Genomic DNA, 22,383 nt, shown 5'->3' with positions numbered 1-22,383 from the left:
AGCCCGCCAACAACAAAAGTGCGGCCCCCTCCGGAGGGGGCCGCACTTTTGTCTTAAGCAAGAGGCCTTGGGGCGGCCTACTTCCTGGCTGAGTCCAGCATCCCCTGGACTTCCTTCTTGAAGGCCTCCGCCGCGGCCTGCGGACTCAGCCGGTCGTACAGCACTTCATCGGTGTAGCGCTTGATGACGTTCTGGACGCTGCCGGCACCGACAGGAGGCACCGGCGGCGCATCCTTGATATCGGCCGCAACATCCTTCAGGAACCCGACCACGGTGGTGTCGGCAGGCTTCAGTGACGGCGTAATGTCAGCAACGATCTCGCTGTTGGTGGGCACGCCCCTGTCCGTCATCAGGATGGCGCCTGCCTCCGGGCTGTTGGTCAGGTAATTGATGAATTCCGCCGCCTGCTGGGGATGCTTTGACCGGGAGGAGGCGGACCAGAACATGGTGGGCTTGTAGTACATGCCGTTGTTGGCCGAGGACCCGTCCACGCTCGGAGCCCGGAGCATCTTGATGTTGCTGCCGGTAGTGGCTTCGAGCGAACCAAGCTGGTTGGTCCACCACCATGCCATGCCCACCCGGTTTGTCCCGAAGAGGCTCTCTTCCAGGCCGGCCCCGCCGTCCTCCGTGGCCACCGTGGCCGGAGGGCTGGCCTTGGAGTCCCGCTGCTCCTTGAGCCGCTCCCAGAAGGAGGCGGCGGTCGCCGTCTCGAAGTCCAGCTTGCCGTCGCTGGAGTACAGGTTTTCGCCGTGCTGGCGCAACCAGATAATCAGGTCGGCCTCGTTGCTGCCGTAGGCGGCTCCGTAGGTCTTGCCATCACCGGCGGCGCTGATCTTCGCCGCGGTATCCATGAAGTCCTTCCACGTCCACGTCGTGTCGTCAGGGACGGGGACTCCTGCCGCTTCGAACACCTTCGTGTTGGCCATGATGACATAGGCATTTTGGCCCGTGCTCAGCCCGTACTGTGCATTGTCGTACTGTCCGGAGGCCAGTGCTTCCTTATCCAGCTTTGAGGTGTCCAGGCCGCTTTGCTTGGAGAGGTCCAGGAGGGCGCCGCGTCCGCCGTATTCCGCGATGTACTTCTGGTCCATCTGGATGACGTCGGGTGCATCATTGGCCGCGGTCTTGGTTGCCAGTTTGTCCCAGTAACCGGCCCATTCGCCGGGCTCGGTCTTGATCTTGATGTTCGGGTGGGACGCCTCAAACGCTGCGATGACCTTGTCCGTCTGTCCGTTGAGGTATTCGTTGCCCCACCACGCGAACCGCAGCGTCACCTGGCCGTTGTCGCCTGATCCGCCCGGGGCTCCGCAACCCGTCGCCAGGATGGACAGGGCCAGCGCCGCAGCGCCAAGCTGGAACCTGCGCCGGCTTACGACTGGAATCGTCATTGATGTTCCTTTCGGGGGCCTACGGATGGGGCGGCGGCGATGCAACCGGGCCGTCCAGCATCCAAGAAACCGTTTTCTCGAGTGATGCTGTGATTGTTTCGCGTCCGCGGCGACTTCGTCAAGAACTTTCGGTAAACGTTTTCCCGGATGGTCGCCAGGCTGCTGTCGGTCGCTTCTGGCAGGATGGACCGGTGACGATTACTGCAGCGGCTGATGGTTCGGCCTTGGGAAACCCCGGCCCGGCCGGCTGGGCCTGGTACGTGAACGACGATTGCTGGCGCGCCGGCGGTTGGCCCCACGGGACCAACAACCAGGGAGAGCTGATGGCGGTGCTTGACCTGCTGCGCGCTACCGCGCACGTGCCGGGGGAGGACCTGCGCATTCTTTGCGACAGCCAGTACGTGATCAACTCGATCACCAAGTGGATGCCGGGGTGGAAGCGGAAGGGCTGGCGCAAGGCTGACGGAAAACCCGTCCTGAACGTGGAACTGTTGAAGGAACTCGACAGGGAACTGGCAGGCAGGACCTACACCTTCGAGTGGGTCAAGGGCCATGCCGGGCACGACTTGAACGAGGCAGCCGACGAACGGGCCAGGGCGGCAGCCACCGCCTACCAGCAAGGTGTCGCGGCGAGATCCGGCCCGGGTTTCCCGGGTGGCCACCACCCGGCGGCCGCCGGTGATCTTCAGCCCGCCACGCTGGACATCCCGGCCGCCGGCCAGGCAAGCCCGCCGGCAGCGCCGGTCGGCAGGACGCCCCCAGCGGGTGGTCCGGTTGTTTCGACCGGCGGGGGCAACGCTGGGGGAAAGCCGCGTGCGACTCCTGCCCCTGTTTCTGCGGCCTTCGAAGAACTTGACCTGTTCAGCGAGCTGGACAACGAAGCCCTTGACGTGGCCGAGGCAACCCAGCAGGGCAGCTCCATCGAGCCCGAAGCGCTGGTGGAAGAGCTGGAACGTGAGCTGCTGGGCCCCTTGGTGAGGGGGGACATCGGCCGGACGGCCGTCCTGCTCCATCCGGACTTCATGGAAATCGGCAGTTCCGGGCGGGTGTGGACCCGCGATGCCATGATGATGGCCCTGGAAGAAGACCCGGGGGAACGGACTGACATTGAAGTCCTGGGAGCGGAGCGCATCGGCACCAGCGCGGTCCTGCTGACGTACCGAAGCTTTGCGCGCTCCGGCACGACCCTCCGCAGCTCCCTGTGGGTCCTCGACGGTGGGCGGTGGCGCCTTCGGTTCCACCAGGGGACCCCGGAGGCCTGAGCCGGCCTCTCAGCTGAAGCGCTGCGCGTTGCCCTGCTCGGCCTGGGCATACGTGGCGGCGGCTGAGGCAAGAGCGGTGTTGATCGAGGCCAGGGAAGCCTCCACCCTGCCCTGGGTGATGGTCCACTCGGTGACCAGGGCCTGGAAGTTGGTGGCTGCAGAGCCCCGCCACGACCCCTGCAGTTCATCCAGCCCGCGCTTCATGGTTTGGACATCGCTGCTGATCCGCTCCACCGTGGCCTGCACATTGGCGGCCTTCAATTGCAGCAGTTCTGTGTCGACGGAAATAATGCTCATGGCTGTGCCTCTCGAGTTGGGCGGGTATACCCGCGCCCGGCGGATCCGGGCTGCTGCGACGAGCCTATGGAGCACGCGCGGGAGGCTGCCATGGCCGGAAGACTATATGTGGATAACCGAGCCGCCGTTGTCCTTCGCGGCCGGGGCAGCCTCCCCAGCGGCGTCCTCCCCGCTGCTGTCATTGACGTCTGCGTCATCAGCCCGGGGCAGGCTGACCACCAGGGTGGCGCCGCCGCCGTCGGTCTTTTCCACCCGGACGGTGCCGCCGTGGGAGCCCACGATCGCCGCAACGATGGCGAGCCCCAGGCCGCTGCCGCCGGTCTCCCGGGTGCGGGAGGTGTCCGCCCGGTAGAAGCGCTCAAACACCTTGGCTGCGTCCTCTTCGGATATGCCCGGACCGTGGTCCCGCACTTCAATGACGGACCACTGCCCGCGGTCGGACTCCCGGACACCTACTGCGAGTTCGATCGGGCTGCCCTCCGGGGTGTAACGCAAAGCATTGCCCACAAGGTTGCCCACCACCTGGCGGAGCTTGGCTTCGTCCCCGAGCACCGGGGCCGGTGCCGCCGGTCCGCCGTCGAGCCCGGTCAGGGAGATCGCCCTGGAGCGGTCGCTGGCCTGGGTGTCCACCACGGCATCGTGGGCGACCAGCTGCAGGTCCACCGGCTTCTGCTGCAGGGGGCGCTGCTCATCCAGGCGGGCCAGCAGGAGCAGGTCCTCCACCATGGAGCCCATGCGTTTGGCTTCGCTTTCGATCCGTCCCATGGCTGTGGCCACGTCCTCGTCCGTGGCCAGGGCACCGTGGCGGTACAGTTCGGAGAATCCACGGATGGTCACCAGCGGGGTGCGCAGTTCATGGGAGGCGTCAGCGGCAAAGCGGCGCATCCTTGCCTCCGAAGCCGTGCGCGCCGCGAACGCTGTTTCGATATGCGCCAGCATGGCGTTCAGGGAGCTGCTCAGCCGGCCCAGTTCGGTGGCCGGGTTCTCCACTTCCACGCGGCGGGAGAGGTCTCCGGCGGCGATGGCAGCGGCCGTCTTTTCCACCCTGGCCAGCGGACGGAAGGACCGGGACACGGTCCAGCTCGCTATCAGCGAGGCCAGCAGCAGGGTCAGCAGGCCCACGCCCGTGACCACGAGGGTGGCGTGCTTGAGGACATCGTCAACGCTTTCCAGCGGCAGCCCGATCACCACCACAGACGTGGTGGGGCCGTTCTGGACCGTCACCGCCACGACCCGCCAGTTTTCGCCGTCCGTACCGCGGACCTGGAAGGGGACCAGCTGCAGCGCCTGGGCCTGATCCACCGTTATGGCGGTGATATCGGGGTGGTCGTCCGGGTCCCCGCCGAACGTGTAGGGGTCCTCGCCGGGGGCGAAGAGCATCAGTGAATAGTCGGTGGGGATGGAACTGGGCGCCTGCAGCTGGGTGAAGGAACGCTGTTTCCGGGCAGAGTCGACGGCGGCGTTGAGTTTGTCATCCACCTGGCCCTGGAGGTAGCTGTGCAGCAGCGTCAGGGTCACCGCACCGGTCACCGTCAGCGCCACGATCAGCAGGGCCATGATCATGGCCACCAGCTGTGACCTGAGCGAGGCCGACTTCCACCGCTTCAGCAAGGTCAGCGCTTTTCAGCCGTCCGCAGGACGTAGCCCACCCCGCGCTTGGTCTGGATCAGGGCCGGTGCCTCGGGGTCGATGTCCACTTTCCGCCGGAGGTAGGAGATGTAGGACTCCACGATGGAAGCGTCGCCGTTGAAGTTGTACTCCCAGACGTGGTCCAGGATCTGGGACTTGGACAGGACCCGGTTGGGGTTGAGCATCAGGTAGCGCAGCAGCTTGAACTCGGTGGGGGAGAGCTCGATGACGGTCCCGCCGCGCCGCACCTCATGGGCATCGTCGTCGAGTTCGAGGTCGTCCACGCGGATGACAGCGTCGTCGTCCAGCAGGGGCTGGGTGCGGCGGAGCACGGCCCGGATCCTTGCCACTACTTCGTCGAGGCTGAAGGGTTTGGTGACGTAGTCGTCGCCGCCCACGGTCAGGCCCGTGACCTTGTCCTCGGTGTCGTCCTTGGCAGTGAGGAACAGGACAGGGAAGTGCTTCCCGGAGGCACGAAGCCTGCGGGTCACGGTGAAGCCGTCCATGTCCGGAAGCATGACGTCCAGCACGGCAAGATCGGGGGCGTGGGTATCGGCAGCGGCGAGCGCATCGCGGCCGTTGGCGGCGGAGACCACTTCGAAGCCGGCGAACCGCAGCGACGTGGAGAGGAGCTCGCGGATGTTGGGTTCATCATCGACGACGAGCAGCCTGGCTTCTGGACCGTTCTTGTTCATGCTCCCATCATGCTCCCAGTCTCTGGGAGTTGTCTGGATATTCGTTGTGAGCATGATGGGGGCCGGCCCGCAGTTACCAGCCCATTGTCCCCGGTTCACCCTTGAACGGGCCCACCACCCGGCTAGTGATCCAGCCGCCGTAGAAACGTCCCGGCTGTGCCGTGACCCGCTCGCCGTCCACTTCGCAGTAATCCACCCGGCCGGGGTACACGGCCACCCGGTCAGCGAGCGCCTCGAAGCCGGTTGCAGGCTCAGGGTAGGACCAGGCGGCGCTGGTTGCTTCCTTGCCGCCGCCACGGACGGTCAGGTACTTCGCGGCACCCTTGAATTCGCAGAAGCTGCTGCCCGAAGCCGGCTCGAGGGAACCGGCGGTGAATGCTGATTCGGGGACGTAGTACACCGGCGGGTGGCTGGTTTCGAGCACGCGCAGCGAGTCGGTGGTATCGAGGATCAGTTCTCCGCCCAGGACGATGCGGATCCGTTCGGTGCTGCGTTCGATCCGGGGAGGGCGGGGGTAGTCCCATACCGACTCCTGCCCGGGCCCGGGCGTGGCCGGCACGATTCTTGTCGTCATGCTTCCAGTGTGCGTCCACTTACTGGATTCCGCAGCAGGGAACCCAATTTGAGGCAAGAACGTTCCGCGCCCCGCATCTTCCCCAGCCTTTAAAGCGGGAATACAGTGATGCTTGCCGCTCCTGGCCCATCGAAGGGGACTGATTATCATGACTGACCTGAGTGCCACTGACAATCCAGCTGCAAACGACCGCAGCATCCGCGACTGGGCGGACCTTGCCGAGGAGATGTGGTCGTATCTCACCGGCAAAGGTGCCGCGATCAATTACCAGTTCATCGACATGACTGTTGAGGTTCCGCGTGACATCGGCCCCGACGCTCCGCGTGCCACCTGGAAGCTCAACGGAAGCCTGCGCGTCACCACCAGTGACCGGGACGCCGCTGGAGCTGACTCGAACCGCGGTTGACGGACATGACGGAGCACCGTCTGGACATTGACCTGGACTTTTCGTACACGGACGGTTCGGGTGGGGTCACCAGCGGCCATGCCAGCGCCGCCGGAACCGAGGTCACCGTGTCCCTGGGGGGTCTGGCGCCCCTGACGGGCGGCGGCCTCCCGCCGCTGGACGAGATCAAGCCGCTGGCTGAGCTGTTGGCCCGCAAGGGGGTCAGCGTCACCGTTGCAGGACCGGGCGGAACCATCGTCAGCCTGGGCAACGTGGACGCTCCGGCGTCGCAGCGTCTGGTGACGCGCTCGCCCCACATCAAGCTGGGCAAGCTCGGTTCGCTCTTGCCGCTGGTCCGGCAGGGCCGGCGGAAGGCCCGGGGCGTGCCCTTGCTGCCCCCCGCCACCCCGTTGCCCCTGGTTCCCACCGTCCAGCGGAAGATCGTCCGGCGCATCACCACCACGCATTACGCCAGGGGCGGGGGCCGGCCGCGTCTGATCTTCGTCCAGGACGCCGCCACCTGGACGGGCCAGATCCCCCGGGAGGTTGCCCTCTCGGAGGACGTCACCACGATTGGCAGCGGACCAGGATCCGATGTCCAGCTGGAGGGCCTGGAAGCACTCCACGCCGAAATCCGGCACGACGAGCAGGACGAGTACGTCCTGGTGCCAATGGGGCCCGTCAGCGGCAGTGTTTCCAGGACGGAGCCCTCCGTCCTGCGCACCGGCGCAAGGATCCAAATGGGGCAGTGGTGCCTTGCGTTCTTCCGTGAGGAATTTGCCGACCACGGCCGCCCTTATGGCGGCCGCAGCGGCGGGGAACTGGCCTACGAACGTCCACAGCTGGATCCCCGGACCGGAACCATGGAACGGGACAGTTCCGAGGGCGTCCGCTGAGGCGACAAGTGCGGAGGGGATACGTGCAGGCCGGGGTTTACTCCGCGGCCTGCACGTCCTTGGCGTCCATGATGCGGTAGGCGTAGCCCTGCTCGGCAAGGAACCGTTGGCGCTTGGCCGCGAACTCCTGGTCCAGGGTGTCCCGTGCCACCAGGGAATAAAAGCGGGCGGCCCGGCCGTCCTTCTTGGGCCGCAGCAGCCGGCCCAGCCGCTGGGCCTCTTCCTGCCGTGAACCGAACGAACCGGACACCTGGATGGCAACGGAGGCCTCGGGCAGGTCGATGGAGAAGTTGGCCACCTTGGACACCACCAGGGTTTGCAGATCGCCGGAACGGAACGCGTCAAAGAGCTTCTGCCGCGCCTTGACGGGGGTGTCACCCTTGATCACGGGCGCGTCCAGGCGCACTCCAAGCTCGTCGAGCTGGTCGATGTACTGGCCGATCACCAGCAGTTGTTCCCCGGCGTGCCGTGCCACCAGCTGCTCCACCACCTGGGTCTTGGACTCTGAGGTGGCGCAGAGCCGGTACTTGTCGGCGTCGTCGGCCATGGCGTAGGCAACGCGTTCATCATCTGGCAGGTCCACGCGGACCTCCACGCAGTCGGCGGGCGCGATATAGCCCTGGGACTCGATGTCCTTCCAGGGTGCGTCATACCGCTTGGGCCCGATCAGGCTGAACACTTCGCCCTCGCGTCCGTCCTCGCGGACCAGGGTGGCGGTGAGCCCTAGGCGGCGGCGGGCCTGCAGGTCGGCCGTCATCCTGAAGATTGGGGCGGGGAGGAGGTGGACCTCGTCGTAGATGATCAGGCCCCAGTCGTGGCCGTCCACCAGTTCCAGGTGGGGATAGATGCCGCCGCGCTTGGTGGTGAGCACCTGGTAGGTGGCGATGGTCACCGGCCGGACCTCTTTGACGGCGCCGGAGTATTCACCCACCTCATCCTCGGTCAGCGAGGTCCGCTTGACCAGCTCGTCCTTCCACTGCCGGGCGGCCACGGTGTTGGTGACCAGGATAAGGGTGGTGGTGGAACCGGTGGCCATGGCCGCGGCTCCCACCAGGGTCTTGCCGGCCCCGCAGGGCAGGACCACCACGCCGCTGCCGCCCGCCCAGAAGTTTTCACTGGCCAGGCGCTGGTAGGGCCGCAGCTCCCAGCCATCCTCGTTGAGCGAGATCAGGTGCGGGGCGCCGTCCACGTAGCCGGCCAGGTCCTCCGCGGGCCAGCCGATCTTCAGCAGCAGCTGCTTGAGCTGGCCACGCTGCGAGGCATGGACCACCACCGTCTCGCCGTCGATCCTGGGGCCCAGCAGCGGCGCGATCTTCTTGGCCCGGATCACTTCCTCCAGGACCGGGTAGTCGTCCGTCCGCATGACCAGCCCGTGGCGTGGGTCCTTTTCCAGGCGGAGCCGGCCGTACCGGGACATGGTTTCCGCGACATCGACCAGCAGGGAATGGGGCACCGGAAAACGGGAGTACTTCAGCAGGGCGTCGAGGACCTTTTCGGCGTCCAGCCCGGCGGCGCGGGCGTTCCACAGGCCCAGCGGAGTCAGCCGGTAGCTGTGCACGTGCTCAGGGGCCCGCTCCAGCTCGGCGAACGGTGCGATGGCGTGCCGGGCCTCGGTGGCCAGCTCGTGGTCCACCTCCAGGAGGATGGTCTTGTCGCTTTGGACGATCAGGGGTCCGTCGGTCACAGGGGGAGATCCTTCACTGGCGCAGCTCTTCTGCGGCCTCGATATCGATGATGCGGTGCACGGACAGGACCCGTTCCGTGTCCCTGGCGGGATCGAAGACGCGGACCCTGCCCCCGCTCACAGAGAGCGGAACAACCACTTCCAGGCTGGCATTCCCCAGGCTGTCCACCACGTTCATCTGGACCCGCTTCTTCAGCCGGATGGCCCTTTGCAGCGCCTCCAGTCCCAGCTGGGTGGCTGCCTCGCTGCCGGTAGCGGCACCGGGATGGTGCCCGACGCCGGCCCCCGCCCGCCGCAGGACGTCCAGTTGGGCGTCAACGTCCTCGGCCAGGGGTGATATCCCGGGGGCGGTGTAGACGGGGCGGGAGCTTTCCTGCGGCACGGCAGGCCGGCGCAGGTGCGCCGATGGGGCAGCCCCGTCCACAGCCGGGGAGAGGCCCAGGCTCCGCAGTGCGGCGGCCAGTTCCCGTGGGGGCGCCGATGACGTGAGGACCGTCGGCGACAGGCTGGCCAGTCCCAGCTGCGCCGCTTTCGGCCCTGCCAGCAGCCCGCGCAGGGCCGCTTCGTCGTCGCTCTGGATGAAGCTGGCCGCCTGGCCCACCCGGAGCCTGCCGTGCCGGGACGCCGTGTCCTCCACCAGGTACTCCAGCGGCTGCGGCACGGCCGTGGCCGAGTGTTCGCGGAGGAACGCCAACAGGGCAGCGGAGTCGTAGCCGTGGTCCAGTGCGCGCTTAATGGAGTCAGCGGAGAACCGGTAGATGGTGGCGGGACCCTGCCCTTCAGCGTCCGCCATGACCAATAGCTTTTCCGTCAGTGCCGGAGCGAGGTAGCCCGGTGCAACGGCCGTAAGATCCGCCTGGAGCAGCACGTGGTTCAATGCCGCGGGAAGGTGTTCGCCCAAAATGGCCAAGGCGGCATCCGGATTGTCCCCGGCGATGGCACTGCCCACCTGGCTCAAGGCACCCGACCCGACCAGCCCCAGCAACTCCGCTTCGGCCAGGACACCCCGGATCAGTGAGCTGAACCGACGCGCCATCCGCGGCTGCGACCACTCCGCGCGCTGGAGGACCGCGGCGGCGTCGAGGACGGGCGCGGTCCCGTCGGCCGCGGACGCTTCCTGGGTCAGTTCATGCAGGATCTCCAGGATCCGCTTGCGGACCACGGGAGCGTCGGGCCGCTGCGCTCCGGCAGACAGGGCAGTGATGGTGGTCCCGGATGCCGTCCGTCCAGCCGCGGCGCCGGGCGCCGCATTGGAGGGCTGGCCCACCATGGACGGCACGCGTTCGCTGGCCAGCCAGGCGTTCACCAGCCATAGCCACTGTTCCTGCCGGGGAAGGACCAGCCATTCCAGGTCCGGTGGCTGCACCCACGAGGAGGAGTCGACGTCAAGCCGGATCAGGCCGGCCAGGGCGCACAGTTCCAGCAGCAGGCCTACGGCGCCCTGCTCGATCCGCAGGTGCTCGGCCACGCGGCGTATCTCGCGCACGCCCACGCCCCCGCTGCGCAGGGTGGGAAGCGGATGTTCCCGCACGGCATGCAGCAGTTCGGTGACCAGGCGCAGGGTTTCGGCGATGGAGCTCAACGCCGCGTTCCGGCGCAGTGCCGCCGTGGTCGTGCCGAGATCGGGGACCGGAGGCGCAAGGGTGAAGTCGTTGATGATGGCACCGCCGTGCAGCGCCAGCCCCACGCTGTGGGGCAGTTCCACGTGGGCGGCATCCAAGGGAACCAGCAGGCCGCGGGCGAGCAGCCAGTCGATGGGCCCGACGTCGGGGCCCTCCGTGGTGACCGACGCCTTCCGCTGCGCCTGGGGGACCGCACCCATGGCCCAGTTCCGGAACCTGGCGAGCAGCGCCGTCGTCCGTTCGGGTGCGCCGGCCAGGAGGCGCTGCAGCGCCTCCGGGGAGGAGGTCCATTGCTGGAGGGCCAAGGCAGCCTCCATGGGTGTGGTGGCTTCATGGATGGTGAACCCGCTGCGGTGCAGTTCGGAGACCAGCTGCACTGCCCTCAGCGCGAAGGCCGGCTGCAGGCGGACCAGTTCGGTGTAGCTGCGGCCCAGCCCCGCCGGATAGATTCCCACCACGTCCTTGAGCGAGCCCACCGGCAGGTAGAACGGCTGGCCGGCAGCCGGGGAGGGGGTGCCGTGCGGGGGAGGAGCGGGGTGCACCAGGGCCAGCTCCTGCAGGGTCTCCAGGATGCGGGCGACGGTTTCCAGGGCGGCCCCGTGGATCAGCCTGTGCACTCCTTCAGCGGAGGCACTGTGCCCGGTGTCGGTGTTGGTGCACAGATGCAGGGTTTCCAGCACCTGCATCTGTGGCCGGGTGAGCCGCTCAAGGGCCCGCTGGACGCTGACCCTGGACGTGGCGCGTGCCGCAAGGGCGGCGAAGTCAGGAACCGACGGTGACAGAAGGTCCGGCCGCGCGGCGAAGAGCGCCCGCAACGAGTCGTCGCTGCGTGCCTCCAGGTCCTTGCCAAGCGCGCGAATGAGGGACATCAGTCCAACGTTACCGCTGCCGCGCCCTTCCTGCCCGACGGCGGGCGGCGACTCCATCCAGGACCAGCAGGAGCATCAGGATGAAGGCAACCGGCAGGCCGTAAAGAGCGGTGTAGGTGATCCAGGCGGGAGCCACCAAGCCGGCAAAGGCCAGCGCCATGACAGCGGCAACGGCGATCAGGGACAGCACGGCAACAACTGCGGCGAGGACCATCAGCGGCTGCCGGTAACGCGGGGGAGTCATGGACGCAACGCTACCGCGCCGGCGAGGGGCGCTGGTAAAAGCCTGCGCCTGCGGCGGAACAGTGCTTCCCAAAGCGTCAATCGGCCATGGGGCAGGATAACCTTGAAGCATACAGACCAACATGGTTTCCGTTGCCATACCCTGAACCCGCACAACAATGCGGATGCGGTGGCAGCTGGCCGTGTCTCATGACAGCAGAACGAAGAAGGTTGATTACGTGCCTACCGGCAAGGTCAAGTGGTATGACAAGGACAAGGGCTTTGGGTTCCTCGCGGGCGAAGACGGCCAGGAGGTTTTCCTGCCCAAGTCGTCGCTGCCCGAGGGCGTTACGGAGCTGAAGGCTGGCACCCGCGTGGAGTTCGGCGTCGCGGACGGGCGCAAGGGTGCCCAGGCCCTGGGCCTGCGGGTCCTGGAGAAGACCCCTTCGATTGCCAAGGCCAAGCGCCCCAGCGCCAAGGACCTCGCACCGCTGGTCCAGGACCTGGTGACGGTCCTGGACAACCTGTCCGGGACCCTGTCCAAGGGCAAGTACCCGGAGGGCAACAAGGGCAAGGCCATCGCTGCCGCCCTGCGCAAGGTCGCCGACGAGCTGGACGTTTAGGCGCCCATGACTGCCGAACCTGAAGTGCCGGGCACGCCAGTGCAGGAGCAGGCCGCCAAGACGCCACCCAAGCGCAAGGCCGGTGTGCCAGTGTGGCGCACGGGCAAGCCGGACGCTTTCCTCGCTGCTTCGGTGGACGCTGCCCGGGCCGCCGTGGAAGGCATCACGCCGTCGGCCACCATCGGTCCTCACCTGGCCGCCAAGAGCGAAGGTGACCGGCTGGTGACCCACCTGTTTGAGTCGCGTCTTCCCGGCTACGCAGGGTGGCAGTGGTACGCGGTGTTGACCCGCAACTCGCGCTCCAAGGTGGTCACGGTCAATGAGCTGGGCCTGCTGCCCTCCGAGGACTCGATCCTCGCGCCGGAGTGGGTGCCCTGGGCCGAGCGCGTGCGTCCCGAGGACCAGCAGGAGGAGCCCGAAGCGGCCGCCCCGGAACCCGGGACTGAAGCACCCGCGGCCGGCATTCCCGACGCGGACGGCCAGGAACCGGCGGGGGAGTCCGCGGGGACCACGGACGACGACGGCGCCCGGGCAGGGGCCTGAGCGCACCTTCGCCGGGACACCGGCCGTCCCTTGCCGGGACAACAGCAACGAAAACGGCGCCGCCCGGGATGAACCCGGGCGGCGCCGTCGTGCGTTGCGTGGACCTGTTGTACCGCCTACTTCCGCAGCTGGCCCACCACGTAGTCAATGCAGGACAGCAGGGCCGAGACGTCGCTGGGCTCGATGGCCACGAAGGTGGCGATCCGCAGCTGGTTGCGGCCCAGCTTCCGGTACGGCTCGGTATCAACGATGCCGTTGGCGCGCAGGACCTTCGCCACGAGTGCGGCATCAACCGACTCGTCGAAGTCGATGGTGGCGATGACGTTGGAGCGGTCCTCCGCCTTGGCCACGAACGGGGTGGCGAACTCGGAGGCCTCAGCCCAGCTGTAGATGCGCCCGGCGGAGTCCGCGGTGCGGGCGGCGGCAAAGTCCAGGCCGCCGTTGGAGTTCAGCCACTGGACCTGGGCGTCCAGCGTGACCAGGGTGGAGAGCGACGGCGTGTTGTAGGTCTGGTTCAGGCGTGAGTTGTCGATGGCCGTCTGGAGGTCCAGGAAGTCCGGGATCCAGCGGCCGCCGGCCTTGATCCGCGCGGCACGCTCAAGGGCTGCGGGGGAGAAGAGGCCAAGCCAGAGGCCGCCGTCGGAGGCAAAGTTCTTTTGCGGGGCGAAGTAGTAGACATCGCTCTGGGCCACGTCCACGTCCAGGCCGCCGGCCGCGGAGGTGGCGTCAACCAGGACGAGTGAGCCCTCGTCGGCGCCGGCCACCCGCTGGACGGGAGCGGCCACGCCGGTGGAGGTTTCATTCTGCGGCCAGGCATAAACGTCAACGCCGGACTCGGCCTGCGCTTCCGGGCGGGTGCCGGGCTCCGCCTTGATGATCGAGGAAGCCTCCAGGAAGGGCGCCTTGTCCGTGGCCGAGGCGAACTTGGACCCAAACTCGCCGAAGGACAGGTGCTGGGCCTTCTTCTCCACCAGGCCAAAGCTGGCGACGTCCCAGAACGCGGTGGAGCCCCCTACGCCGAGGACCACCTCGTAGCCCTCCGGGGCCCGGAAAAACTGGCTCAGCCCCGCACGGACGGAACCCACCAGGTTCTTGACCGGCGCCTGCCGGTGCGAGGTGCCGAGGATGGTCTTGGACGCTGCTGCCAACGCATCGATCTGTTCTTGGCGGACCTTTGACGGGCCGGCGCCGAACCGCCCATCCTTGGGCAGGAGGTCGGCGGGGATCGTGATGCTGGTGTCGCTCACAGGTGCTCCAATTCGGCGGGGACGGAAGTTTGGTCCGGACGGGCGGGTCATAGGTGGCCGGCAGCACGCGGTGGCTGCGTAACAGGCCTGTTCCATTCTGCCTGAATGGCCGTGCGGGCGGGAGCCGGAGGGGCCAAAGTCCAGACAATGAGACGTTCCCGGCGCGGACCGGCCGCCCGGACGCCGGCTATTCGGACAAAGTCAAAATAGGCTAAGCTTGCCCCCGGACTACCTCGCGGGACATGGCGATACGGTGGAACAACGCAAGGTACTGCGCTCGAGGAGCTGAGCTGGATGACGGATCTGATCGACACTACGGAGATGTACCTCAGGACCATCCTGGAGCTTGAGGAAGAAAACATCGTTGCCCTCCGGGCCCGTATCGCCGAGCGGCTGCGCCACTCCGGGCCCACCGTGTCCCAGACGATCGGCAGGATGGAGCGCGACGGGCTCGTCGTCGTCTCCGGTGACAGGCACCTGGAGCTGACAGACACGGGCCGGAAGCGGGCCACTGAAGTGATGCGGAAGCACCGCCTGGCCGAACGCCTGCTGGCGGACGTCATCGGTTTGGACTGGGCCTACGTGCATGACGAAGCCTGCCGCTGGGAACACGTCATGAGCGAGCGGGTTGAGCGCCGCATCTACGAATTGCTCAACCATCCCACCGAGTCGCCCTACGGCAACCCCATCCCCGGCCTCGCGGCCTTGGGCGGGCAGCCGGCCAACGGCTTCTCCGATGGTGCCATCAGCCTGGTTGAGGCGATGAAGAGCTACGCCCGGGCCTCCGCGGTGACCATCAGCCGCCTCGCTGAACCGATCCAGGTGGAACCGGAACTCCTGGCGCAGCTGGACGAAGGCGGCATCCGGCCAGGCGCTGCCGTGACGCTGGAGCGCGTGGGTGATTACATCTCCGTGCGCGTATCCGGAATTGAAGGTGCGCTGGAGCTGCCCCCCGAGGTTGCCGCCCACGTTTTCGTGGCCGTGGATCAGGCCTGAACCAGCTCCTTTTACCCCGACGAGGGACGTCCAGGCAAAGATAACGGAATTGTTACCTAGGGTCTTAAGGCCCTATAGTGGAACCAATCGTTGATACTTAAGCGTTACCCGATCCGGAGCCGAGCTCTGCCAGCGGATCGGGTGCACGAGTCGTTACTGGCAGAGGCGGGGGAACCACAACCGGCAGCTGGGGGGCTGCCTTGGGGTGAAGTCCGTCAGCAGCGAGCCTCTCCAGTGAAGGATTCTCCAGGGATACCCCTGTGCAGAAGACCGTGCGGAAGCTTGCCTATGACAGACCGGGTCTTTGATCTCTCTGACCCGAATCCGACAGCTAACTCCGCAGGCTTCTCCAGAGAGGAACCCTTCTTGACCATGCAGACCTCCAGGGGCCGCCGCCGCGCGGCGGGTCCCCCTTCGGCACCCCGGGTTGTCGAGGATGTCGCAGCGGAGCGCCCCCGTGACCTGCACCGCGACGCGCGACGCCGCCGGGGTCCGTTCCGCCAGGTGACCGAGTTTGCCGCCGCCAGTGGAATCGGCCAAAAAGCCGGAATCGCCCTCGCGGCCACCGGCCTCGTACTAACCGTGACGGTCCCTGCCACCAGCCCCGTCATGGCCACGGACGCCTCAGGCAACGTGCCCCTAGCAGCGTCCTCCGTGACCCTGCAGCCGCAGATCGCCGCTGATATCGGCGCCCAGATCGACTTCAGCCGCTCGGCAGTGGTGACCCAGGCAGATCCTGACGGAAAACTGAAGCAGCTCCTGAGCGCCCAGTCCGCCGGCTCCGTCACGCGCGCCGCGTCTGCCGGCACCCTGGCCGCGCCACTTGCATCCCTTGCAACTGCATCTCCTTTCGGTTACCGGGTAAGCCCCATCACCGGCGGCTCCGGAGACTTCCACCGTGGCCAGGATTTCGTGGCCCAATGCGGAACGTCTGTCCTTGCAGCCGCAACCGGCACCGTGACCTTCGCCGGCTGGCACCAGTTCGGCGGCGGGAACCGCGTGGTCATCGACCATGGGAACGGGCTGGAGACCACGTACAACCACCTGTCGTCCTTCAACGTGAAGGTGGGACAGACGGTCTCCCGCGGCGAGGTGGTGGCCCTCAGCGGAACCACCGGGGCGTCCACCGGATGCCACCTGCACTTCGAAGTCCAGGTCAATGGCGAAGTAGTCGATCCTATGGGTTGGCTGTAACCGAATGGTTGCCCACTCTCAGATTCCGGCGGTCCGCCGTGACCTGAATGTGACATTGACCGAAAACTGCTGTACCGTCTAACTCGCGTCAACTTTTCCGAAGTTGACGCTCTTGAGTGGATTGCCTAACTCTGCCACCGCTCAAGGTCCGTTCGCATTTCATCGTCTGGCAGGGGCGGGGGAACCAATTTTGGCCTTTGTGTTTTGAAGGCCTTGGGGTTAAGTCACGAGCTTCCCAGGAAGCGAAGTGGCCGGGTGACTCCCATCCGAATCCGACAGCTCACCTCGCAGGCATTGGGAGAGGCTACCTTCGTGTCTTCACGCCATCATTCTGCGCGCCACCGTGCGCAAACGGTTCGCACCAACCCCCTGGACGCCATGTCCAAGGCTGTCAGCGCAAATGCCGGGACCGTAGGCCGCCAGGCTGCCGTTGTGGCAGCCGCATCGGGCCTCATCTTGAGCATGGGCCTTCCCGCCAATGCAGCTGACACCACCGCCGGTGTGTCTGCTTCCACCGAGTCCGGCCCGGCCCAGACGGCACTCGCCGTCACCGCCGCCCCCACGGCCACGGTGTCCTTTGAACGCCCGGTGGTCAAGACCACCGCCGCTCCAAAGGTGGAAGCGGTGCGTCCCCAGTCCACCGCTCCGGCAGAACGCGCCGCCACGGCAACGGCCACGGCTGCCGCAGCCCAGGACGCTGCTCCCGCCGCCAAGGCTGTCGAGACCGTCTCCGCTGCGACCTCCGGCATTGCGGCCATCGCCTACACCGGCATCGGCCACTCCTACGTATGGGGCGGCACCAGCCCCGTCACCGGCTGGGACTGCTCCGGATTCGTCCAGTGGGTCTACGCCCAGGCCGGGATCAGCATCCCCCGCACCAACGCGTGGAACATCATGACCCCCACCTCCACCCCGCAGCCGGGCGACCTCGTCGTCCAGAACGGTGGCGCACACGTGGGCATCTACGTCGGCAACGGCATGATGATCAGCGCACTCAACCCCTCCCAGGGCACGCTGCTCCACTCGCCTGCAGCCACCGGTACGTCGTCGTACTACCACCTCAACAAGTAGTTCTTGGGCTTAATGCTCCAAGGGCTATTTCTTTGCCCAAGGCTTTCCCGCTAGAAACCAATTCCCCGTTCGGGATGCGCCGGCGTACCCCCAAGATGCCGGCGCGTCCAGCCCCCTTTTGCCTGCCTGCCCGCGGTCCGAAGGAAAAACGAAAGAGAGAACCCATGACGACTCGTGCCACCGCACGGCACCGCGCCGAGGTCACCAAAACGAACTCGATTGCCATCATTGCCAAGGCTGTCAGCAACAACGCCGGCGGCATGGGCCGCCAGGCTGCGGTTATCGCCGCAGCTTCCGGCCTGGTCCTGACCAGCGGCATCGCAGCCAATGCTGCCGACGCCAACGTCAAGCGCGACTCCGCTCCCGCCTCCCAGCTGGAGGTGGAGTCCGTCGTCGACGCCCCCATCTCTGCGGCATCCACCATTGCCATCAGCTACGAAAAGCCGGCCGTGACCACCACGCCGGCTCCCGTCGTCGAGCCTGAGCCCCAGGTGCAGGTGCAGGAAGCTGCTCCCGCCCCCCAGCCCGCAGCCGCTCCCAAGGTCACGGCCAAGGTTGCCACCGCTGCCGCTGTCGCTCCGGCTGCCCCTGCGGCCCAGGCTTCTGCCAGCGGCAAGGGTGCCGCCATCCTCTCCGCCGCCTACGCACAGCTGGGCGTCATGCAGGACTGCACCATGCTGGTCACCAATTCCCTCGCCGCCGTGGGCATCCACTTCCACGACTGGCCTGCAGGTTACCTGTCCCTGGGCCGCACCGTGAGTGCAGCCGAAGCGCAGCCGGGCGACCTCATCTACTACGCCAACGGCGGATCAGGCATGGCCCACATCGCTGTGTACGCCGGAAACGGCATGGCCGTCCACGGCGGCTACAACGGAAACCAGACCGTGGTTTTCAGCGCCAACGTTGGCTCCGGCCCCGTTTTCATCCGCGTCAACTAAGCATCCACTCTGCGGCCCGCCCCGGCCGTGTTCCAAAGGACCCCCGCCACCAGGCGGGGGTCCTTTGCGTTTCCGGCCCATTTCAACGGCTGCCGTGCCGTATCCCGGCCGCCGTGTCCGAATCGGGCGCCGGGGCGGCGATTACCTGATTCTGCACATCTTTGTTTACTCTTGTGATGTCGATCCATAGCCCGGACATGCCGAGGGCAGCCGGCCCTCGTGCCCCTGACGGGTGCGGCCGTGAAGAGGTAGTGCATGCGCACTCTCGTTCTGAATGCTGGATATGAACCGCTGGCGGTTATCACGTTCCGCCGGGCGCTGGTGCTTGTGCTGACAGGCAAGGCGAGCGTCGTGGCCGAAGGGGATGACCCGGTGGTGGGACCCACCGACGTCCTGGGCCGGCCGTCCGTGATCCTCCTCAACCGCTATATCAGGCCCCGGTACAACCACTCCACGGCAGTCAGCCGCAGGGGCGTCCTCCGGCGCGACGGGCATAAATGCGCCTACTGCGGCAAGGCGGCGCACACCATCGACCACGTCCACCCAAAGTCACGGGGCGGCGCCGATTCGTGGGAGAACCTGGTGGCCGCCTGCCTCCGGTGCAACAACGCCAAGGGGGACCATACGCCTGCCGAGATGGGCTGGACCCTTCGGTTCGTCCCCGAACCGCCGCACGGCACGATCTGGCAGATCAAGGAACTGGAAAAACCGACCCCCGCATGGGATCCGTTCCTGCTGCCGGAGCGCGCTGCCTGACCTGGGCAGCGGCCACCCATTCCATGCTGCGTAACGCGGAGGCCGCCCGGAGCGGATTCCCGGCGCGTGCGCATCCCACCCTGCACAGATCGCTAGGCTGGGGGAGTGCAAGGGAACAGGTTGGTTTTCGACGCCGTGATCCTGGCCGGAGGGCGGTCATCCCGGCTGGGCGGTGTGCCCAAGCAGTCATTGGTGTTCCAGGGTGAAACACTCCTCGAACGCGCAGTCGCCGCGGCGGATGGTGCCCGGCGCACCGTGATTGTCGGTGATGGGGAAACCCTGGCGGGAGTGGCGCGGACCAAAGGTCCGTTGACCGGGGAGACGGGGCCGCCCACCCTGCTCACGTGCCGCGAAGAGCCGCCCTTCGCCGGTCCGGCGGCCGCCATTGCGGCTGGCCTGGCGGCCTTGTCCGGCATGGGGGAAGGAGCCCCCTACTGCCTGGTGCTGGCGTGCGACATGCCGCTGGCCGCCCGTGCGGTGGCGGTGCTCAAGGACGCCTTGGAACAACCGACCGGTCCGGCGGGTGGGGCCGGGGTGATGGCCTGCGCCGAGGACGGCAGGATGCAGCCGCTGGCAGGTTTTTATAGCACGCATGAGTTAAGAAAATCCTGCCAGGACCTGGCGTCCCGCAACGCGCTGGTTAACGGTTCTGTCAGGTCGCTCCTTGCTAGTCTGGACGTGCAGCTTGTCACCGTCCCTGCCGGGTCCACTTCCGATGTGGACACCTGGGATGATGCTGCCGCGCTGGGGATTGCCGCCGGGAGCCAACGCGTAGGCCAGGACCGGCGCACGGGTGGAGCTAACGTGGGAGGCACGTCGTGAAAAGCCAGGATGAAACGCTGGAAGAGTGGTGCAGGGCGCTGCTCCAGGCGTACAGGATCGAGGACGTGCAGGTGGACGTCAATGCCGTGCTGTCACTTGCGGGCGTCGCCGCCCACTCGGTTGTCCGGCCGGCCGCACCGCTGACCACCTTCATCGCAGGCCTGGCCGCGGGACTGGCGGCATCTTCCGGCGGGAAGGTGGACGCTGCCTCCATGGACGAGGCGCTGTCCGTCGCACGCACCCTGGCGGAAGACTACGACGCTGAAGCCGCCGGGACTCCCGGCGAATGACCGAAGCGCCCCGCAGCGATCCGGAAGCGCAACCGGACAGTCACGCCCGAACGCAGCCGGGGACAACCGACGACGTGCATGGCGGCCATCATCATCTGGCCCACACCTGGCAGGAGGCCCGGCAGGCTGCGTTTGATGCGGTAACTCCGATTCCCCCCGGTCCCGTGCCCCTGGGGCTGGCTTTAGGCCGCAGGCTGGACCGGGACATCGTGGCCCTCCAGGACATGCCGCACTACGCGTCTTCTGCCATGGACGGCTGGGCCGTCAACGGCAGCGGCCCATGGATCCCTGTGGACCCGGCAACCCGGCTGGCACCGCACCAGGCCAGCCCCATTGCCACAGGAGGCCTCATCCCGCCGGGAGCCAAGGCTGTTCTCCGCTTGGAGAGTGCTGTCCTTGGCCGGGACGATGAGGGGCTCCCCGTCCTGATGACCGGCGGGAAGGCACGCCCCGGCGAGCCCCGCGCCGGAGAGCACATCAGGAAGGCCGGCGAAGAAGCGCTGGAAGGGGATGCCCTGGTGAAGGCAGGGGTGGAGCTCAATCCGGCGCACCTGGCCCTGGCGGCCCTGGCCGGGTATGACGAAGTCCAGGTCCAGGGAAAGCCGGTGGTCCGCCTGGTGCTGACAGGGTCAGAGGTGGTGGAGCAGGGTACGCCCGCTCCAGGCCAGGTGCGCGATACGTTCGGTCCGCAGTTGCCGGACGTCGTGGCCATGCTGGGCGGCATCGCCGGGGGCCGGCAGCGGGTCGGCGACTCCTACGCCGAGTGGCTGGCGGCGCTCGAAGATGTGCTGCCGGAGGTGCCCGGCGCCCCGGACCTGCCTGCCGACGTCGTCATCACCACCGGGGGCACGGGGCGTTCCGGAACGGACCACCTCCGCCGGGCGGTGGCCGAACTCGGCGGCCGGCTCATCATCGACGGCGTGGCCATGCGGCCGGGACACCCCGCAGTTCTCGCCGAGCTTCCGGACGGCCGGTTCGTCCTGGGGCTGCCGGGAAATCCGCTGGCTGCCATGATGGCCCTTTCCACCGTGGGAGCCCCGCTTCTGGCCGCATTGGGCCACCGCAGCATGCCGGCAGTAGCGGAAGTGCCGTGCGGGACCATGATCGAGCCGGACCCCGGACGGACCCGGCTGATGCCGTTCCGGCTGCTGTACGGCATGGCCTCCCCGGCGCAGCACACGGGACCGGGCATGATGCGCGGGCTTGCCGCCGCCGATGGCGTCCTGGTGGTGCCGCCGCACGGGGTACAGCTGGGTGAAGCGGTGCCGGCCTTTGCCTTGCCGTGGGGCCCGCCCATTCCGCGCCCGGACGCGGAAGCCAAAGCCAAGCCCCGGAGCAACGCCCGGACCGGCCAGCCGAAGGCCAAACCGGCGCCAAGCGGCCCCGTGGATTGGAGTGCGCTCCTGGGCTGAGCGCGCCGGAGCAGGGGCCGTTGGTGCCATGATGGAGTCATGAAGATGCAGGGTGGAACATGGGACGAGTGACCCGGCGCCGCAAGGTGCATAAATACCTCCTGGACGGTTCCGCCGCCGCCCTGGAGTATCCGGTCCGCCACCGGGAAGATGTGCTCGCCGTGGAGGAGCCGCTGGAGATCCGCCTGGGCGGCCTTTCCTATTCGGTCACCATGCGGACGCCCGGCGACGATTTTGACCTGGTGGCAGGCTTCCTGGTGTCCGAAGGAGTCATCTGGGCCCCCGAGCAGCTGGTGTCACTGCGGTTCTGCGCCGGCGAGGACGAAAACGGGGTCCAGACGTTCAACGTGGTGGAGGCCCAGCTGCGGCCGGACGTTCCACTCCCCGACACCGGCCGCAGGGTCTATACGTCCAGCTCGTGCGGCATCTGCGGGACAGACTCCATCGAAGCCGTGCAGAAGTCCTCGCACCACAGCCCCCAGGCGGACCCGCTCACCGTGGACGCCAGGGTCCTGGCCTCCCTGCCGGACCTGCTGCGGGACTCCCAGCGCCTCTTCGACGACACCGGCGGAGTGCACGCGGCCGGCCTTTTCAGGATTGACGACGACGGTGCGCCTCACCTCCTGTGCCTGCGCGAAGATGTGGGGCGGCACAACGCCGTGGACAAGGTGGTGGGGTGGGCACTGCGCGAGGGCCTGCTGCCGTTGACCGGTACGGTCCTGCAGGTATCCGGCAGGGCATCCTTTGAGCTGGTCCAGAAAGCCTCGCTCGCCGGAATTCCTGTCCTCGCCGCCGTCAGTGCCCCGTCCAGCCTTGCCGTGGAACTCGCGGAGGCGAACGGGCTCACCGTCGCCGGATTCAGCCGGGGCACCAGCTTCAATATCTATTCCGGGAATTCCCGGATCCTTAGGCCCCAGCCCGCCATGCCGCGAACGTAGCGCGCTGACGCCCTGGCCCGCAGCCGCAAC

The 22,383-nt window shown here is 67.2% G+C and carries 23 protein-coding genes and 2 riboswitches; of the genes, 14 read left to right on the top strand and 9 right to left on the bottom strand.

The window, feature by feature from the left end; genetic code table 11:
• Window positions 1-77: 77 nt before the first annotated feature.
• The gene (locus tag HNO81_RS08490; protein ID WP_175317676.1) at window positions 78-1,388 is read right to left on the bottom strand and encodes an ABC transporter substrate-binding protein; all 1,311 of its coding nucleotides are present in this window, start codon (window positions 1,386-1,388) and stop codon (window positions 78-80) included.
• A 191-nt stretch (window positions 1,389-1,579) separates the two neighbouring features.
• On the opposite strand from HNO81_RS08490, the gene HNO81_RS08485 reads away from it, so the two are divergent.
• On the top strand, window positions 1,580-2,650 hold the full coding sequence (locus HNO81_RS08485; RefSeq protein ID WP_175317675.1) for an RNase H family protein: 1,071 nt from the start codon (window positions 1,580-1,582) through the stop codon (window positions 2,648-2,650).
• Window positions 2,651-2,659: 9 nt separating this feature from the next.
• On the opposite strand, the gene HNO81_RS08480 is transcribed toward HNO81_RS08485, so the two are convergent.
• From HNO81_RS08480 to HNO81_RS08465, 4 genes are all read right to left on the bottom strand, one after another.
• Entirely contained in the window at window positions 2,660-2,947 is a 288-nt protein-coding gene (locus HNO81_RS08480) for a WXG100 family type VII secretion target (RefSeq protein ID WP_175317674.1), read from the bottom strand.
• Between the two features lie 102 nt (window positions 2,948-3,049).
• Window positions 3,050-4,558, bottom strand: a complete 1,509-nt coding sequence (locus tag HNO81_RS08475; protein ID WP_175317673.1) for a cell wall metabolism sensor histidine kinase WalK — start codon at window positions 4,556-4,558, stop codon at window positions 3,050-3,052.
• 2 nt (window positions 4,559-4,560) lie between these two features.
• Entirely contained in the window at window positions 4,561-5,271 is a 711-nt protein-coding gene (locus HNO81_RS08470) for a response regulator transcription factor (protein WP_056331118.1), read from the bottom strand.
• 73 nt (window positions 5,272-5,344) lie between these two features.
• Window positions 5,345-5,845, bottom strand: coding sequence for a DUF427 domain-containing protein (locus HNO81_RS08465; RefSeq protein WP_175317672.1), 501 nt, complete (start codon window positions 5,843-5,845; stop codon window positions 5,345-5,347).
• 148 nt (window positions 5,846-5,993) lie between these two features.
• On the opposite strand from HNO81_RS08465, the gene HNO81_RS08460 reads away from it, so the two are divergent.
• Both HNO81_RS08460 and HNO81_RS08455 read left to right on the top strand, forming a co-directional pair.
• Window positions 5,994-6,251, top strand: coding sequence for a hypothetical protein (locus tag HNO81_RS08460; RefSeq protein ID WP_175317671.1), 258 nt, complete (start codon window positions 5,994-5,996; stop codon window positions 6,249-6,251).
• A gap of 5 nt (window positions 6,252-6,256) precedes the next feature.
• Window positions 6,257-7,126: an FHA domain-containing protein gene (locus tag HNO81_RS08455; protein ID WP_175317670.1), complete on the top strand. Its 870-nt coding sequence runs from the start codon at window positions 6,257-6,259 to the stop codon at window positions 7,124-7,126.
• 37 nt (window positions 7,127-7,163) lie between these two features.
• Here HNO81_RS08455 and HNO81_RS08450 read toward each other — a convergent pair whose 3' ends face one another.
• The 3 genes from HNO81_RS08450 to HNO81_RS08440 are packed head-to-tail and all read right to left on the bottom strand — an operon-like array spanning window position 7,164 to window position 11,545.
• Window positions 7,164-8,810 carry a DNA repair helicase XPB gene (locus HNO81_RS08450; protein WP_175317669.1) on the bottom strand — a complete coding sequence of 549 codons (1,647 nt, stop codon included), beginning with the start codon at window positions 8,808-8,810 and terminating at the stop codon, window positions 7,164-7,166.
• Window positions 8,811-8,823: 13 nt separating this feature from the next.
• Window positions 8,824-11,301 carry a helicase-associated domain-containing protein gene (locus HNO81_RS08445; protein WP_175317668.1) on the bottom strand — a complete coding sequence of 826 codons (2,478 nt, stop codon included), beginning with the start codon at window positions 11,299-11,301 and terminating at the stop codon, window positions 8,824-8,826.
• Between the two features lie 10 nt (window positions 11,302-11,311).
• Entirely contained in the window at window positions 11,312-11,545 is a 234-nt protein-coding gene (locus tag HNO81_RS08440) for a hypothetical protein (protein ID WP_175317667.1), read from the bottom strand.
• A gap of 217 nt (window positions 11,546-11,762) precedes the next feature.
• Between HNO81_RS08440 and HNO81_RS08435 the strand changes: the two genes are divergently transcribed.
• Together HNO81_RS08435 and HNO81_RS08430 are read left to right on the top strand one after the other, a co-directional pair.
• Window positions 11,763-12,146 (top strand): cold shock domain-containing protein, encoded by a 384-nt coding sequence (locus tag HNO81_RS08435; protein WP_175317666.1) that lies wholly within the window; start codon window positions 11,763-11,765, stop codon window positions 12,144-12,146.
• Between the two features lie 6 nt (window positions 12,147-12,152).
• Window positions 12,153-12,689 carry a DUF3027 domain-containing protein gene (locus HNO81_RS08430; RefSeq protein ID WP_217509230.1) on the top strand — a complete coding sequence of 179 codons (537 nt, stop codon included), beginning with the start codon at window positions 12,153-12,155 and terminating at the stop codon, window positions 12,687-12,689.
• Window positions 12,690-12,805: 116 nt separating this feature from the next.
• On the opposite strand, the gene serC is transcribed toward HNO81_RS08430, so the two are convergent.
• Window positions 12,806-13,936, bottom strand: coding sequence for a phosphoserine transaminase (gene serC, locus HNO81_RS08425; RefSeq protein WP_175317665.1), 1,131 nt, complete (start codon window positions 13,934-13,936; stop codon window positions 12,806-12,808).
• Between the two features lie 294 nt (window positions 13,937-14,230).
• Between serC and HNO81_RS08420 the strand changes: the two genes are divergently transcribed.
• From HNO81_RS08420 to fdhD, 9 genes are all read left to right on the top strand, one after another.
• On the top strand, window positions 14,231-14,932 hold the full coding sequence (locus HNO81_RS08420) for a metal-dependent transcriptional regulator (RefSeq protein WP_175317664.1): 702 nt from the start codon (window positions 14,231-14,233) through the stop codon (window positions 14,930-14,932).
• A 107-nt stretch (window positions 14,933-15,039) separates the two neighbouring features.
• Window positions 15,040-15,294, top strand: a riboswitch (cyclic di-AMP (ydaO/yuaA leader).
• A gap of 10 nt (window positions 15,295-15,304) precedes the next feature.
• Window positions 15,305-16,126 carry a M23 family metallopeptidase gene (locus HNO81_RS08415; protein ID WP_175317703.1) on the top strand — a complete coding sequence of 274 codons (822 nt, stop codon included), beginning with the start codon at window positions 15,305-15,307 and terminating at the stop codon, window positions 16,124-16,126.
• Between the two features lie 112 nt (window positions 16,127-16,238).
• A riboswitch (cyclic di-AMP (ydaO/yuaA leader) is annotated at window positions 16,239-16,434 on the top strand.
• Between the two features lie 70 nt (window positions 16,435-16,504).
• A complete protein-coding gene (locus HNO81_RS08410) occupies window positions 16,505-17,197 on the top strand; it encodes a C40 family peptidase (RefSeq protein ID WP_175317702.1) in 693 nt (230 codons plus the stop codon).
• A gap of 164 nt (window positions 17,198-17,361) precedes the next feature.
• Window positions 17,362-18,135, top strand: a complete 774-nt coding sequence (locus HNO81_RS08405) for an NlpC/P60 family protein (RefSeq protein ID WP_175317663.1) — start codon at window positions 17,362-17,364, stop codon at window positions 18,133-18,135.
• A 255-nt stretch (window positions 18,136-18,390) separates the two neighbouring features.
• Window positions 18,391-18,891 (top strand): HNH endonuclease, encoded by a 501-nt coding sequence (locus HNO81_RS08400; protein WP_175317662.1) that lies wholly within the window; start codon window positions 18,391-18,393, stop codon window positions 18,889-18,891.
• Window positions 18,892-18,996: 105 nt separating this feature from the next.
• On the top strand, window positions 18,997-19,713 hold the full coding sequence (locus tag HNO81_RS08395) for a molybdenum cofactor guanylyltransferase (RefSeq protein WP_371818195.1): 717 nt from the start codon (window positions 18,997-18,999) through the stop codon (window positions 19,711-19,713).
• The gene (locus tag HNO81_RS08390; protein WP_175317661.1) at window positions 19,710-20,003 is read left to right on the top strand and encodes a DUF6457 domain-containing protein; all 294 of its coding nucleotides are present in this window, start codon (window positions 19,710-19,712) and stop codon (window positions 20,001-20,003) included. The genes HNO81_RS08395 and HNO81_RS08390 overlap by 4 nt, the downstream gene beginning before the upstream one ends.
• Window positions 20,000-21,415: a molybdopterin molybdotransferase MoeA gene (locus HNO81_RS08385; RefSeq protein WP_175317660.1), complete on the top strand. Its 1,416-nt coding sequence runs from the start codon at window positions 20,000-20,002 to the stop codon at window positions 21,413-21,415. Before HNO81_RS08390 ends, HNO81_RS08385 begins: the two co-directional genes overlap by 4 nt.
• A gap of 59 nt (window positions 21,416-21,474) precedes the next feature.
• Window positions 21,475-22,353: a formate dehydrogenase accessory sulfurtransferase FdhD gene (gene fdhD / locus HNO81_RS08380; protein WP_175317659.1), complete on the top strand. Its 879-nt coding sequence runs from the start codon at window positions 21,475-21,477 to the stop codon at window positions 22,351-22,353.
• The last annotated feature ends 30 nt before the right edge of the window (window positions 22,354-22,383 follow it).

It is taken from the genome of Pseudarthrobacter sp. C4D7 (assembly GCF_013359725.1).
Lineage (GTDB): Bacteria > Actinomycetota > Actinomycetes > Actinomycetales > Micrococcaceae > Arthrobacter.
The sequence above is the reverse complement of the archived record's forward strand: the minus strand, read 5'-3'. Positions and strand labels throughout refer to the sequence as shown.